12 protein-coding genes are annotated in these 14,459 nt (G+C 72.3%); 8 read left to right on the top strand and 4 right to left on the bottom strand.

Annotated elements, in window-relative coordinates; translation table 11 throughout:
• Positions 1 to 194: 194 nt before the first annotated feature.
• The 5 genes from FB465_RS23060 (at position 195) to FB465_RS23080 (ending at position 5,690) form a co-directional block, all read left to right on the top strand.
• Positions 195 to 1,970 (top strand): fatty acyl-AMP ligase, encoded by a 1,776-nt coding sequence (locus tag FB465_RS23060; RefSeq protein ID WP_145793392.1) that lies wholly within the window; start codon positions 195 to 197, stop codon positions 1,968 to 1,970.
• 19 nt (positions 1,971 to 1,989) lie between these two features.
• Positions 1,990 to 3,780 carry an acyl-CoA dehydrogenase family protein gene (locus FB465_RS23065; RefSeq protein WP_145793394.1) on the top strand — a complete coding sequence of 597 codons (1,791 nt, stop codon included), beginning with the start codon at positions 1,990 to 1,992 and terminating at the stop codon, positions 3,778 to 3,780.
• Positions 3,781 to 3,806: 26 nt separating this feature from the next.
• Positions 3,807 to 4,088 (top strand): acyl carrier protein, encoded by a 282-nt coding sequence (locus FB465_RS23070; RefSeq protein WP_145793396.1) that lies wholly within the window; start codon positions 3,807 to 3,809, stop codon positions 4,086 to 4,088.
• A complete protein-coding gene (locus FB465_RS23075) occupies positions 4,088 to 4,978 on the top strand; it encodes a 4'-phosphopantetheinyl transferase family protein (RefSeq protein WP_342791829.1) in 891 nt (296 codons plus the stop codon). Before FB465_RS23070 ends, FB465_RS23075 begins: the two co-directional genes overlap by 1 nt.
• A 103-nt stretch (positions 4,979 to 5,081) precedes the next feature.
• Positions 5,082 to 5,690, top strand: coding sequence for a response regulator transcription factor (locus tag FB465_RS23080; protein ID WP_145793398.1), 609 nt, complete (start codon positions 5,082 to 5,084; stop codon positions 5,688 to 5,690).
• A gap of 181 nt (positions 5,691 to 5,871) precedes the next feature.
• On the opposite strand, the gene FB465_RS23085 is transcribed toward FB465_RS23080, so the two are convergent.
• The 4 genes from FB465_RS23085 to FB465_RS23100 are packed head-to-tail and all read right to left on the bottom strand — an operon-like array spanning position 5,872 to position 11,332.
• Positions 5,872 to 7,098 carry a histidine kinase gene (locus tag FB465_RS23085; protein ID WP_170290669.1) on the bottom strand — a complete coding sequence of 409 codons (1,227 nt, stop codon included), beginning with the start codon at positions 7,096 to 7,098 and terminating at the stop codon, positions 5,872 to 5,874.
• Between the two features lie 56 nt (positions 7,099 to 7,154).
• Positions 7,155 to 8,723 (bottom strand): SagB family peptide dehydrogenase, encoded by a 1,569-nt coding sequence (locus tag FB465_RS23090; RefSeq protein ID WP_145793401.1) that lies wholly within the window; start codon positions 8,721 to 8,723, stop codon positions 7,155 to 7,157.
• Positions 8,724 to 8,747: 24 nt separating this feature from the next.
• Positions 8,748 to 11,042, bottom strand: coding sequence for a TOMM precursor leader peptide-binding protein (locus FB465_RS23095; RefSeq protein WP_145793403.1), 2,295 nt, complete (start codon positions 11,040 to 11,042; stop codon positions 8,748 to 8,750).
• Between the two features lie 5 nt (positions 11,043 to 11,047).
• A complete protein-coding gene (locus FB465_RS23100) occupies positions 11,048 to 11,332 on the bottom strand; it encodes a hypothetical protein (RefSeq protein ID WP_145793405.1) in 285 nt (94 codons plus the stop codon).
• A 233-nt stretch (positions 11,333 to 11,565) separates the two neighbouring features.
• Between FB465_RS23100 and FB465_RS23105 the strand changes: the two genes are divergently transcribed.
• The 3 genes from FB465_RS23105 (at position 11,566) to FB465_RS23115 (ending at position 14,339) form a co-directional block, all read left to right on the top strand.
• The gene (locus tag FB465_RS23105) at positions 11,566 to 12,384 is read left to right on the top strand and encodes an AfsR/SARP family transcriptional regulator (protein ID WP_145793407.1); all 819 of its coding nucleotides are present in this window, start codon (positions 11,566 to 11,568) and stop codon (positions 12,382 to 12,384) included.
• 96 nt (positions 12,385 to 12,480) lie between these two features.
• Positions 12,481 to 14,121, top strand: coding sequence for an acyl-CoA carboxylase subunit beta (locus tag FB465_RS23110; RefSeq protein ID WP_145793409.1), 1,641 nt, complete (start codon positions 12,481 to 12,483; stop codon positions 14,119 to 14,121).
• Positions 14,118 to 14,339: a hypothetical protein gene (locus FB465_RS23115; protein WP_145793411.1), complete on the top strand. Its 222-nt coding sequence runs from the start codon at positions 14,118 to 14,120 to the stop codon at positions 14,337 to 14,339. The genes FB465_RS23110 and FB465_RS23115 overlap by 4 nt, the downstream gene beginning before the upstream one ends.
• Positions 14,340 to 14,459 lie beyond the last annotated feature (120 nt).

Here is a 14,459-nt window from a genome sequence, read left to right on the forward strand (position 1 = left end):
TCAGTATGTGAGCAAATTGGATTAGAAGGTTTGTAACCTAGTTCACCTTCGGTCTGTGCATGAATCCGCGCCACGGCCTGTGATTATCCGGGCCGTCCCGTCGTTTCTCCCGCTCCGAGCGGTGTTCGAGAGGGATTCGAGAGCCCGGCCCCATCCTGAGCCCACGAACACGGGGGAATAGAGGTGGGAGAGCCATGTCTCAACGGGGGACCTTCACCGATGTGGTGCTCGGGAGGGCGGCGGAGCGGCCGGACCGGGACGCTTACCTCTTCCTGCACGCCGCTCCGGACAGCCTTGACGCGCAGCACCTCACCTACCGCGAGCTGGACCACGAGGTCCGCAGGCTCGCCGCCTGGCTCATCGAGCGGGGCCTGCGGCGCGAGCGGGTGCTGATCGCCCAGTCCGACGGGCGGAGCTTCGCCGTCAGCTTCCTGGCCTGCCTGTACGCGGGCGCCGTCGCGGTGCCGGTGGCACCCCCGCACGGCCTGCACCACGCCGACCGGGTGCTCGGCACGGTGAAGGACGCCGGTGTCGCGCTGGTCCTCACCGGCCGGTCGGACGCCCTCGTGGTCTCCCAGCTGCTGGCGGCCGGCGGCTACCAGGACATCCCGTGCCTCGCGGTCGACGCCGCCGAGCTGCCCGAGGCCGGCGACTGGCAGCGGCCCGAGCTCACCGAGGACGACCTGGCACTGCTGCAGTACACCTCCGGCTCCACCAGTGCCCCCAAGGGCGTGATGGTGACCCACCGGATGCTGCTGGCCAACCAGCGGGCCATTTGGCGGTCGATGCGCACCGGCGCCGACACCAGGATCGGCGGCTGGCTGCCGTACCACCACGACATGGGCCTGGTCGGGCAGTTGCTCCACCCGCTCTGGCTGGGCGGCACCGGTGTGCTGCTGCCCTCCTACGCCTTCGTGCGGCGGCCGGTCCGCTGGCTGGAGGCGGTGAGCCGGTACGGGATCACCGCGAGCGCCGGCCCCAACTTCGGGTACGAGCTGTGCGTACGCCGGGTGACGGACGCTCAGCTGGCGGGCCTGGACCTGTCGCACTGGGAGACCGCCGTCAACGGTGCGGAGCCGGTCAGCGCCGAGACCATGCGGCGCTTCGCCGAGCGCTTCGCCCCGGTCGGCTTCCGGCCCGAGGCCTTCGTCCCCGCGTACGGCCTGGCCGAGGGCACCCTGCACGTGACCGGCGGTAGACCCTCGGGCACCGCGCGGCCGCCGGTCGAGCGGGTCGTGGACGCCGAGGCGCTGGCCGGGAACCGGTTCCGCGAGGCGTCGCCCGGCGTACCGTCCCGCACCGTCGTCGGCTGCGGCCAGGCGGACGACGTGGAGCTGCGGATCGTCGACCCGGACTCCCACGAGCTGCTCCCGGACGGGCAGGTCGGCGAGATCTGGCTGCGCGGCGAGAGTATCTCGCCGGGGTACTGGAAACAGCCGGGCGCCGGCGAGAACCGAGGGTCGCTGGGCGAGGAGCACGGCTACCTGCGGACCGGGGACCTCGGGGTCCTGGACGGTGGCGAGCTGTTCGTCACCGGCCGCCTCAAGGACAGCATCGTGGTGGCCGGCCGGAACCTGTACCCCCAGGACATCGAGCGCACCGTGCAGAAGGTGAGCGCGCTGTTCGCCTCCGGGGCGGTGTTCGGGGTCGGCCAGGAGGCCGGCGGCGAGCAGCGGGTGGTCGTGGTGCAGGAGGTGCGGGTCGGCCGGCACGACCTCGACCTGCCGGCCCTGGCCTCGGCGGTCCGGCGGTGCGTGGCCGAGGAGTTCGAGGTGCGCGCGGGCGGAGTTCTGCTGGTCCGGCCCGGCACCGTGCGGCGTACCACCAGCGGCAAGCTGGAGCGGGCCGCGATGCGCAGCCTGTTCCTCGACGGGCGTCTGAAGCCCCTGCACGAGTTCGTGGAGCCCTCCCTGGCGGGCCTGCGGCACGACTCGCCTCCGGGTTGGTCCACCCTCCCCGCGGTCTCCTGAGGAACGGAAGGGCCTGCCGATGACCAGCACGACACCGTCCGACACGCTGCCGTCCACGGCCTCCGGCGCCACAGGGGCGCCGGAGGCCGCCGGCTCGGAGGCGGCCGCCCGGCTGCGGATCGCCGACCTGGAACGCCGGCTCGGCGACCCGTGGGACGAGGCGAACCCGCTCGGCCACACCGCGGTGCTCGCGGCCGACGAACGCGGTGAGGTGCTGCCGGAGGCCGAGCGGGTGCTCGACGAGTTCGGGCTGAACGCCGAGTTCGTACCGACCGCGCTGGGCGGCCGGATGGAGCGCGCGGACGTCCTCGCCCGGGTGCTCAGGCCGGTCTTCCGCCGCGACCCCTCGCTCGGCTTCGGCTACGGCGCCACCTCCTACCTGGCCGCGTCCGCCGTCTGGGCGGCCGGGACGCCGGAACAGCAGCGGAGCACGGCCGAGCAGCTGCTCGGCGGCGGCCGGCTCGCGGTGGCGTACCGCGACCTGGCGCATGGAAACGCCTTCCTGCGGGACGAGTTCACCGCGCGTCGGCACGAGGGCGGCTTCCTGGTCGACGGCGAGAAGAAGGTGATCTCCAACGCCGACCGCGCCGAGGGGCTGGTGCTGTTCTGCCGTACCGGCGAGGCGCAGGGCGGCCAGAGCCACTCGGCACTGCTGCTCGACCGTACGGCGCTGCCCGCCGAGCGGGTGCGCGACCTGCCGCGCCATCAGACCCTGGGCCTGCGCGGCTGCCGGATGGGCGGGCTCGGCCTGACCGACTGCCCCGTCCCCGAGGACGCCCTGCTGGGCCGCTGGGGCGGTGGCGTGGAGCTGGCGCTGAGCTCCTTCCAGCTCACCCGCAGCGTGCTGCCCTCGATGGTGCTGGCCGGCGCCGACACCCTGCTGCGCACCACCACCCGGTTCGCCGTCGAGCGCGGCGTCCGCGGCCGCCCCGGCGTCCTGAACCCGCTGGCCAGGGCCAGCCTGGTCGGCGCCTTCCTGGACCTGCTGATCTGCGACAGCCTGGCCCTGACCAGCACCCGCGCCGCGCACCTGTACCCGGAGGCCACCCAGGTCTACGCCTCGGCCACCAAGTACCTGCTGCCGATCGTGCTCACCGACACCTCGTACGACCTGTCGGTCCTGCTCGGGTCCAACGTGTACCTCCGGGACGGCGAGTTCGGGATCTTCCAGAAGCACGTCCGGGACCTGCCGGTGACCAGCCTCGGCCACTCGGGCGCCGCCGCCTGCCAGTCCACGATCATCCCGCAGCTGCCGGGGCTCGCCGCCCGCTGGTTCGCCGGGCCGGCGCCCGCGGCCACGCTGTTCCGGCCGGGCGACGGGCTCCCCCCGCTGGACCACGACCGGCTGAGGCCGGTCGCCGCGGCCTACGACCCGCTGGCCGCCGAACTGGTGGCCGCCGAGGGCGAGCCGTGGCCGGACGGGCCGGCCGGCGAGTACGGCGAGCTGCTCCGCACCCTGGTCTCCGACCTGACCGGGCACCTGGCCGAACTGCGTGACGCCTGCCGCTCGTTGTCGCTGCAGGGGCGGTCGGTGGCCAACCCGCGCAGCTACGCCCTGGTCGACCGCTACACCCTGATGCTGGCCGTCGCTTCCTGCCTGGGCGTCTGGCGTCACGGCACCGGGGGCTCCGACGACTTCCTGGCCGACCCGGTGTGGCTGCTCGCCGCCCTCTTCCGGCTCGGCCGCCGGCTCGGCCTGAACCTCCCCCAGCAGCCGAAGGGCCTGGAGGAGCCCGTCTTCCAGGAACTGCTCGCCCGGTACCACGACGGCAGCAGCCTCGACCTGTACCGCACCCCGGCCGCGCACTGAGCGGCAGCCAGAAGAAGGGAACGTTCATGGCAACACTCGTCACCAGCTCAGAACCGGTGCTGCTGTCCGAGGTCGCGCAGGTGGCCGCCGAGATACTCGGCACGGACGCTGAACGGCCCACCGGCGAGACCCGCTTCCACGACGACCTGGGCTTCGACTCGGTGATGCTGATGCAGCTGAAGTACCGCCTGGAGAGCCGTCTTCCGGAGCTCGGCGAGCTGTCCCTGCCGGACATGGTGGACAGCATGAGGAGCGTCCGGACACTGGCCGAGTATCTCGGCTCGCTGCTGCTTCTGGAGTCGTACTGATGCCCGCAGTGCTTGAGGGGAGCGGCGCCGTGCCGCCGGTGACCGCGGTGGGCCTGCCGGGACGGCTGGGCGGCCGGGAGGTCTCCTGGGTCGGCGAGCCGATGTGGGTCGGCGGACCCGAGGGGCCCTGGGAGCCGGTACGCCGGGAGCTGTGCGAACGGGGCAGCAGCCTGCTGGTGGCCGGCCTGGACGACTGGCGGCCCGCCAGGCCCGACAGCCCGTGGGTGGCCGGCGTGCTGGGGCGCGACTGGGACCGGTACCGGGCCATCACGCACCCGGACATCGCCGCCCGCTTCCTGGCCTCCCGGCTGCTGCTCAAGCACGCGGCCGGAGCGGCCCTGGAGTCTCCCCCGGAGGCGGTGGAGCTGGCCTACAAGCCCGGCGGCCGGCCCTACCTGCGGGGCTGCGACCAGGTCGACATCAGCCTCAGCCACACCGACGACCTGCTGGTGGTCGGCCTCACCCGGCGCGGCTGGATCGGCGTGGACGCCGAGCTGGAGAGCCGGGTGCTGCTGGGCACCGGCGCCGAGCGGCAGATCTGCACCCCGCACGAGCTCACGCTCCTGGAGGAGCTGGCCCCGGCCAGACGGAACTCCGCCCTGGTCCGCCTGTGGACGCTCAAGGAGGCGTACAGCAAGGCGATCGGGCAGGGCCTGCGGTTCCGCTTCACCGAGTTCGGCTTCGAGCCCGGAGCACCGGAGGTCAAGGTCCTGCGGCCGGACGGCTCCCCGGGGACCGGCGCGGAGTGGAGCTTCGGCACCTGGATCGTCGACCGGCGCTTCACGGTGAGCGCCGCCCTGTACGACGCCGGCTTCGGCGACACCCACGACATAGCCGCCGACACCATGCTCGACGACGGCCTGATGCAGGCTCTCCTGGACGCTTCCTGAGAGTGCTCTCAGCAACCCCGTCAACGGACCGTGATCGGGCTACAATCGCGCAGTCACACTGAGCGGCCCGGCTGTTGCGGGTGGTTGTCGAGGCGGGGGGCCTGTGATCCGGATTCTGCTGGCTGAGGACATGCACATGGTCAGAGGAGCACTGGTGGTGCTGCTCGGACTGGAACCGGACATCGAGGTGGTGGCGGAAGCCGAGAACGGCAACCAGATCCTCCCCGCGGCCCAACTGCACAAACCCGACGTCGCCGTGGTGGACATCGACCTGCCGGGCATCGACGGCCTGACCGCCACCGCACTGCTGCACGAGCACGTCCCGACCTGCCGGACGCTGATCCTGACCAGCCTCGGCAGGCCGGGTACGCTGCGCCGCGCCCTGGCAGCCCGCGCGGCGGGGTTCATCCTGAAGGACGCGCCGCCGGACCAGTTGGCCGAGGCGATCCGGAAGGTGGCGGCGGGCGACCGGGTGATCGACCCGCAACTCGCCCTGGCGGCCTGGGACTCGGCGGAGAACCCGCTCACCAGACGCGAGGTCGAGGTACTCAGGATCGCCGCCCGGGGTGCGGACGCCGCGGAGATCGCCGGGGTGCTCTTCCTCTCGGTGGGGACGGTCCGCAACTACCTGACCAATGCCGTGTCCAAGCTCAACGCGCGTAACCGGGTCGACGCGATCCGGATCGCGGAAGAAGCGGGCTGGCTGCAGTGACGATTCTTCGTCAGTAGGCAAGGGCAGTCGGGCAACCACAACAGGGGCGCGAGGAACGGCGCGAGATCGGAAGGCAACGACCTGTGCCCTACCGGCTTCGCGCAGTTCTCCCCCAGCCTTCGGCCGGGAGGTGCCCCCACGCGCCCCTGGACAGTCCAACTGGCTGCCGCGGCGCAGCCGCTCAGCGTCGGCCGTTGCGCGGCACCTCGGCGACGAGCTGGAAGAGGCCGTCCTCGCAGACCCCGGCGGTCAGCCTGCCGCCGACCGCCTGCACCCGGGCCCGGAGGTTGTCGATCCCGCTGCCCCGGCGCGGCTCCGGCGTGGCGTCGGGATTGCTGCCCAGGCCGTCGTTGACGATGCTGAGGGTGACCACGCCGGCGCGTTCGTCGGCCTCGATGCGGCAGTGCTGGACCTTGCTGTGCCGCAGCATGTTCGTGACGCCCTCGCGCAGCACGGTGGCCAGCACCGTGTCGGCGGGGTCGGCGAGCGGCTCGCAGGCGACCTTGACGTGCGCGGTGATGTCGGCCGTGGCCAGGATCGCCTCGGCCGAGGCGGCCTCGCTGATCAGCGACATGTCCCGGTAGCTGCTGGCCACCGCCCGGACGTCAGCGAGCGCCTGCCGTGAGATGTCCAGGATGGACGCCAACTCGTCGCGGGTCCGGTCGGGGTGGCGGGAGACCAGCCGGATCGCCACCTCGCTCTTCAGGGTGATCGAGGAGAGGCTGTAGCCGAGCAGGTCGTGCAGGTCGCGGGCGAACCGCAGCCGTTCCTGTGCGACGGCTATCCGGGCCAACTGACCGCGTGCCTGGTGCAGTTCGGTGACCAGGTTGGAGAGCCGGCTGAGGCCGAAGACCATCAGCCCGGACATCATGGTGGACACCACCATGTAGAGGGTCCCGACCAGGCCGGAGTCGGTGATGATGCCGAGGACGCCCATGGAGCCGGCCACCAGGCCGAACATCGCCCAGGAGGCCCTGCCCGGCAGGAGCAGGAGCATCGAGGCGGCGAGGAACCCGGCCGCCGCCCCCCAACTACGGCCCAGCACCAGGATCGGCGCGTAGGTCAGAACGGCCTGGGCGGGCAGCGTCCAGTAGCGGTACCGCTCCCGGAGCGCCTTGGCCCGGGGCAGCGAGTGCACCAGCTGCATCACGTAGATCGGGGCGAAGCAGCCCAGGCAGATGAACAGGACGGCCGGGCGGGGATCGATCGAGAGCAGGTTCACCGTCGTCTGCAGCAGGACCGCGGACAGGGCGAAGTAGAGGATGCCGATGGCGATCCGCGGCGCGGGTGCGTGCAGCGCGATGCTCGGCAGATCGACCGGTGGGACGGCCCGGCGTTCGGGCTCTTCGGTGAGTAACGGTCTGGATGGTGCGGGCAGTTCTTCGGAAGCGCTCGCTCCACGTGCCATCCCGAAACCTCCCGAGGATCCGCGGCCGGGTGGCATAGTAACCCGCAGACGGTGCGTCAGACAGGCCATTCCACGGACGCCTCCGCCCAGTCCGGGTCGTCGAGGGACCTGAAGTGCGGGGCACCCCCCGGAGCGGGGGCGGATCCGCCGGGCAGTTGCCTGCCGCGCGGCCCGACGATCAGCTGCCCCACCGCTGACTCGACCCGCCAGTCGGTGCCGGCCGCCCTGGCGCCGACGTCGATGTCGGCCGTGCCGAGCGCCGCGGTCGCCAGGCCCATCGCGGTGCCGGCCAGGCAGAGCGTCTGGACCGCCGTGCCCGCCTCCTGCAGCACCATCGAGTAGCCGAGTCCGCTGAACTTCCAGGCGGTACGCGGGAACCGGGCGGCCAGGGTGATCAGCACCGGGCAGGCGGTCGGCGTGCCGGCGGCCGTCCGGGCGACGGTGAGGAGTTCGTCGAGCTCCTCCTCGCCCTTGTTGACCATGGTCAGGCTGTGCCGGACGGGGTCGTAGTGGTAGGCGCCGCGCGGCAGCCCGGTGCAGTGGTCCACGGTCAGGTAGACCTCCAGCGGGTGGCTGCCCCCGACGCTCGGGTACGGGCGGTCGCTGACCTGGTACTCGACCGGGCCGACCGGCACGCTGCCGATGGACCGTACACGCATCGCGCGGTACAGCAGCTCCCCGAGCTGATGGACGGTCAGCGCGGTGCCGTCCGGGTCGAAGCGGCAGCGCGAGCGGCAGTTCTCCAGCACCACGGTGAACGGCGGGTCGGTGGCCAGGACCTGACGGAGCGTCGGCCGTGGCAGCGGAAAGCGCGGCCCGTCGGGGGTCTGCTTGACGGCGGGCTCCGGGGCCAGCCGGCCCAGGCTGGGGTAGGTGGCGCCGAAGTCGTTGTCGTGCCGGCCGGTGGTGCTGCGGGTGTGGAAGAGCAGGTCCACCGGCGACCAGGTGGCCAGCGCGGGGTCGGAGTCCTCGGCGAACCCCGGTCCCGAGTCGGCCAGCGGCGTCTCGCCGGTCACGGCGAGGTCGGCGGCCACCAGGAGGGCGATGATCTCGAGGACCACCGTCCTCGGCAGTGCGGACGCGGCCGCGATCTCCTCGGGGGAGGATGCCCAGCCGAGCGCCCCGACCAGCGCGACGGAGTCGCTGTCCTCCAGCAGGACGCGGTGCAGCGAGAGCGGCGACTCCAGGGTGAATCCGTCCCCGTCGCTGTGCAGCGCGGCGAACCGGGAGAGCCTGACCGGCCGGTCCGGTACCGGCACGTGCGGATCGAGCGCCGCGTGCGGGGACATCGGGACGACCGACAGCAGCGGGTGCTCGCCGCCCTCCAGGGCCAGCGAGCGGACCACCAGGTGCTGGAAGCGCTCCAGCAGCCCGGTGATCCGCTCGGCGGCTCCGCGCTCGGCCTCGGAGAGCACGTTCTCCAGCGAGACCGGCCCCAGGCACATCCGCCGCAGCGCCTCGCCGGTGACCGGGTCGGCGTCCGTCACCCGCTCGGTGCCCCAGCGGCCGTGCAGCAGTACGCCACCGCCCTCGGGCGCGGCCTCCACCAGCACGTCCTCCCGCAGGGACCACAGACGGACGAGGCGGGGGGATCCCGCCTCTGGGGTACGGGAGGACGTGCGCACGGTGTTCTCCGGATCGACGCGGCTTCAGGTGAAGAGAGGGATGGGGTTGAGCTCGGTGGGCGGGGTGGGCGAGGTCAGCCGCCCCAGCCGTACCGGCACGTCGTACAGCCGCCCGGGCCCGAACCGCGCCCAGAAGTGCCGTAACCCCGGGACCAGGACCCGGACGACCGGTAGGCCGATGTCGGGTCTGGTCTGGTCCAGGACCAGCAGCTCCATGCCGCGGTCCTGGACCAGGTCGGTGATGGCCGCCACGTCGTCCCGCAGATCGGTGCGGACGACGCGGGGGAAGTCGGCCGCGGTCCTCGCGGCCTGCCCCGGATCGGGCAGCAGGTAGGGCTGGTTCTCGACGGTGGCCGACTGCCACCAGTCCCGCAGCTCGGGGGCGAGCCCGGCGTACCCGCTGCTGTCGGGGCCCACGGCGACCGCGGCGGGAAGCAGCTGGTTCACCTCCGCCAGCGCACGGCGCACGGCCACGGCCGGGTCGAAGTGCGCGCCGAAGCCGAGGACGATGTCCTGGGCCGGCTTGTCGGTGCGCCGGGAGAGTGCCACGACGACCGGGATGCCCAGGTCCGAGGTGACGTCCAGCAGCCAGGTCTCACGGCCCAGGTCCCGGTGGCCCCGGCGCAGTTCGGCGACCCACGGGTCGTCGAACGCCGCCAGGTCCACGGCGGGCTGCCGGGTGCGGTTGTACCACCACAGGGCCACCGCGTCCCGTTCCACCAGCTCCAGGAAGCCCTGGACGATGGCGTCCTCCAGGCTGCTCCCGGCGGCGCACCCGTTGGAGTCCGCGCGGGCGAAGCACCGGCCGTCCGGCCGGGGGGTGTTGTAGTAGAGGAGGGACGTGGGCAGCAGCCGGTGGCGCCCTGCGGTGAGCGACCAGACCGGTGTCCAGTCGATCGGGGTGCTCTCCTCCAGTGGGTCGCACACGGCCTGGAAGGCGTGGTGACTCGCGTTCCAGCGGGCCCGGTCGCGGTACTGGAAGTCGGCGTAGAGCTGGCAGCTGTTGGGGTGGATCGCATCGGCCCCGGCGTCCAGGAGACTGGCGCGGAGCCGCGGTTCGTCCCCGTGGAAGGTCCCGGAGGTGCGCTCCAGGGCCTCGCAGAGCGCGCTGACCCGGGCGTCCAGGTCGGTGGCGCCCTTGCCGCCGTTACGGCTGCGCAGTCCGGCCCGTACGGCCGCGGGGCCGGCGTTGGCCGCGGCCGCGCTGGGGCCGGAGTCGTAGCAGTTGAGGAAGGCCGGCCCGCGCGGGTCGCGGCGGATCGACTTCACCACGCCGGTCACCGGGCTGACCAGGTGCCCGAAGCGGTCCATGACCTGCTGCGGGGTCAGCGAGCGGTGCCCGTTGCCGTCCAGCGAGAGCTTGGGCCGGGAGACCGGGATCACCGGTCGCCGTACCTGGGCCGAGAGGAGTCCGGGGTCACCGCACTCCGGGCACTGCGGGCGGCGCTGGACGGGGTGGTGGCGGCCCTCGAGGCTCAGGGCGTCCAGCGTGTACACGGCCTGCTGGCCCTGGTAGCGGTAGCCGGCGAGCCACTTGGCGGTCTCCAGCACCGTCAGCTGGAGGCCCGCGCTGCGGCCGGGGGCGGTGGAGGCCTCCGGGCCGGTCAGCGGGGCGTCGAGTCCCAGGGCGCGCTGGACCGCCAGCTCCGGCTGCCGGTGCACGCGCAGCCGGTGGGCCAGGCAGTTCCAGCAGGGCCCGGCGCCGGGTTGGAAGACCGGGCCGATCCAGGGGGTGGAGCCGCCGATCTTGGCGAGCAGCCAGGGGAGCCCGGCGGCCCGTTGCTCGGCGTCGATGTCCGCCAGGCGCGGATCGAGATAGTCGTCGCACAGGACGACCGTCAGGGTGCACTCCCCGGCGAAGGCCCCCGTCGCCACCGGGAGTCCGGCCGAGCGCAGCTCGGACCGGGCCTGCTGTTCGTCCACCGCGCCGGTGGTCACCAGCCGGACCCGGGCGGCGGAGAGCCGCTCGGCGGCCCCCGCTCCCGGTAGTCCGGCCAGCTCCCAGAAGGCGAGCGAGGGGCGGTCGTGCCCGGCGGCCGGGGCCGACCTGGCGCTGTAGGAGACCAGGCCGGCCTCGGCGAGCGAGGCCAGTACCTGGACGGTGGCGGCGGCCGGCACCCGCGCGTCCGCCTCCCTGACCACCGCGTACATGTCCCGGGTGCCGTCGAGCAGCGGGGCCAGGGCCTCCACATGGGCTCCGTCGAGGACCGTCGTCCCGCGGTCGGAGAGGAGGTAGACGGCATCCCCGGAAACCACCTCGGCCCGCAGGTGGCTCTTGAAGCCGAGCAGCGGGCCGAGTGCTGAGATGTCCCCCGTCATGGGCGTCAGACGCCGTCGTAGCAGAACGTGAACATGGCGACCCCGCTCAGAGCGGCCTCGTCCAGCCGCTCGATGACCAGACCGGTCTCCTGGTGGGGGCGTACGGCGGGGACCGCCGCGCCGGGGGCGAGGTGCAGGCCGAACTCGGCCAGCACGGAGGTGGGGTCGATCGCGTAGCGGGCCTCGAGGTCGGGCTCGATCCTGGTCCGCACGACGAGTTCGGCAAAGCGCCAGTCACGTTCCACATCAAGCGTGCGGTGCGGTCTGCGGTGCGTGGTCTCGATGATCACGTCGATACTCCCGTTGGTAATGAGAATCCGCTTGTCCGGTGCGTGTGGTGCTGTCCAAGAGTTTGGGTGCGGGGGAGCGAGTTCGAACAGTGGAGCGATCACGGGGTGGGCGTGAGGATTTCACAATCTGACGGACTGAAATATTCATACGGATCGCATGATCTCCTCGCTGCCCCGGGGGCGGTCGCTCTGCAAGGCTCTGAAGGCTCCCGCCTCGTAAGGAGATGGTTCTGATGGAGATCGGGCTTCTGGGCTCGCTGAGTGCACATGAACAGGAGACATCCGTCGTACCCAGCGCAGCGAAGCCCCGCCAGGTCCTCGCCCTGCTGGCGCTGCAGGCGGGCCGGGTGGTGACCGTACCGACGCTGATCGAGGAGCTCTGGGGGGACCACCCGCCCCGCAGTGCCACCACCACGCTGCAGACGTACGTGCTGCAGCTGCGCCGGCGGATCGCCGAGGCGCTCGGCGACCGTCCGGGGTGTTCCGCCAAGGATATCCTGACCACCCATCACGGCGGGTACCTGCTGGAGGTCCAGCCGGGGAACATCGACGTCCACGAGTTCGAGCGGCAGGCCGGCCTCGGCCGTGCCGCGCTGCACGCCGGGGACGACCGGACCGCCTCCCTGCTGCTCGGGCAGGCCCTGGCGCTGTGGCGCGGCCCCGCCCTGGTGGACGTGCAGATCGGCCGGGTGCTGGAGATCGAGGCCCTGCGGCTGCAGGAGGCCAGGCTCGGCGCCCTGGAGGGCCGGATCGGGGCGGACCTGCGGCTGGGGCGGCACACCGACCTGCTCAGCGAGCTGACCGTGCTCTCCGCGCGGCACCCGATGCACGAGGGGCTGCACGCCCAGTTCATGATCGCCCAGTACCGGGCGGGGCGCGCCTGGCAGGCCCTGGAGACGTACCGACGTCTGCGTGGGACGCTGGACGCCGAGCTGGGGCTCGAACCCTCGCCCCGGATCCAGCAGTTGCACCAGTCGATCCTGGTCGCCGACCCGAGGTTGAGCCACGACCTCGACGCCGAGCGGCTGGAGCTCGACCGGCTGGTGGGCTGAGACACCGGAGGCTCCTGCTCCACCACGGTTCCAGAGACCCTCGAGAAGGCGTTCCTACGGTCGGCTGTCGAGCACCGACCGACCCGAGAGGACGCCATGACGCTCACTCAGGATCTGGCCGACGTATCCGTCGCCACCACCGTGGTGCCGCGCCCGGCGGAGCGGCCCCAGGCTCTCGTGCCCCGGGCCGATCTCCACGCGGCCGCCGCGGAGTTGCACAGTCTGCGGGAACGGGTCCGCCAGGGCCCCAGTCCGGCGGCCACCGAGGCCCAGCACGCCAAGGGCAAGCTCACCGCCCGGGAGCGGATCGAACTGCTCCTGGACGAGGGCTCGTTCACCGAGGTCGAGCCGTTCCGGCGGCACCGCGCCACCGGCTTCGGTCTGGAGGACCGGCGCCCCCACACCGATGGCGTGGTGACCGGCTGGGGCACCGTGCACGGCCGTACGGTCTTCGTCTTCGCCCACGACTTCCGGATCTTCGGCGGGGCGCTGGGCGAGGCCCACGCGCAGAAGATCCACAAGATCATGGACATGGCCATCGCGGCCGGTGCCCCGCTGGTCTCGCTGAACGACGGCGCCGGCGCCCGCATCCAGGAGGGCGTCACCGCCCTGGCCGGCTACGGCGGCATCTTCCAGCGCAACACCAAGGCCTCGGGCGTCATCCCGCAGATCAGCGTGATGCTCGGCCCGTGCGCCGGCGGCGCCGCGTACTCGCCCGCGCTGACCGACTTCATCTTCATGGTCCGCGAGACCTCGCAGATGTTCATCACCGGCCCCGACGTCGTCCAGGCCGTCACCGGCGAGAAGATCACGCACAACGGGCTCGGCGGCGCCGACGTCCACTCTGGCGTCTCCGGCGTCGCCGCTTTCGTGCACGACGACGAGCGGAGCTGCCTGGAGGAGGTCCGCTACCTCCTCTCGCTGCTCCCGCAGAACAACCGCGAGCTGCCCCCGGCCGAACCGGCCGCGGACCCCGCCGACCGCCGCAACGACGCGCTGCTCGACCTGGTGCCGGCCGACCCGGGCCGGTCCTACGACATGCGCGCCGTGATCGAGGAGATCGTCGACGACGGCGAGTTCCTGGAGGTCCACGAGAGCTGGGCGACCAACGTCCTCTGCGCGCTCGCCCGCCTGGACGGCAAGGTGGTGGGCGTCATCGCCAACCAGCCGGCCAGGTTCGCCGGGGTGCTGGACATCCAGGCCTCGGAGAAGGCCGCGCGCTTCGTGCAGACCTGCGACGCGTTCAACATCCCGCTGGTGACCCTGGTGGACGTGCCCGGCTTCCTGCCCGGTGTCGACCAGGAGCACGGCGGCATCATCCGGCACGGCGCCAAGCTGCTGTACGCGTACTGCAACGCCACCGTGCCGCGCATCCAGCTGATCCTGCGCAAGGCCTACGGCGGTGCTTACATCGTCATGGACTCGCGTTCCATCGGCGCCGACCTCTCCTTCGCCTGGCCCACCAACGAGATCGCCGTGATGGGTGCCGAGGGCGCGGCCAACGTCATCTTCCGCCGGGAGATCGCGGCCTCCGACGACCCGGAGGAGACCCGCCAACTGCGGGTGAAGGAGTACCGGGAGCAGCTGATGCACCCGTACTACGCGGCCGAGCGCGGCCTCGTGGACGACGTCATCGACCCGGCCGAGACCCGTGCGGTGCTCATCCGCTCGCTCGCCATGCTCCGGGCCAAGCGGGAGTCGCTGCCCGCCCGCAAGCACGGGAACCCGCCGGTATGAGCGGCCTGGTCTTCACCGCCGGCTCTCCCCGGGACTGGGAGATCGCGGTCGTCAGCGCGGTGCTGCTGGCCGCCCTGCGGCGGCGGAAGGACGGCGCGCCGGCGCCGGGCGGGGGCGGCGGGCGGGCGCCCTGGGTGCGGGACAGCGGCTTCCGTACCCCGCGGAGCTGGGACTCCGCCGAGCCGGACGGCCTCCAGGATGACTCCAGCCACCGTTGAGGCTGCGGGTGCACCCTGGCCGCAGTGACCTGAGTGGGAACCTTTCTCTGAAGGAGTGTCAGATGGCGGTACCAGGACCGGGTAGCTCTGAGCAGGACATCCGTGATTGGTTGATCGGGA

The sequence above is a fragment of the Kitasatospora atroaurantiaca genome, from assembly GCF_007828955.1.
Taxonomy (GTDB): Bacteria; Actinomycetota; Actinomycetes; order Streptomycetales; family Streptomycetaceae; genus Kitasatospora; species Kitasatospora atroaurantiaca.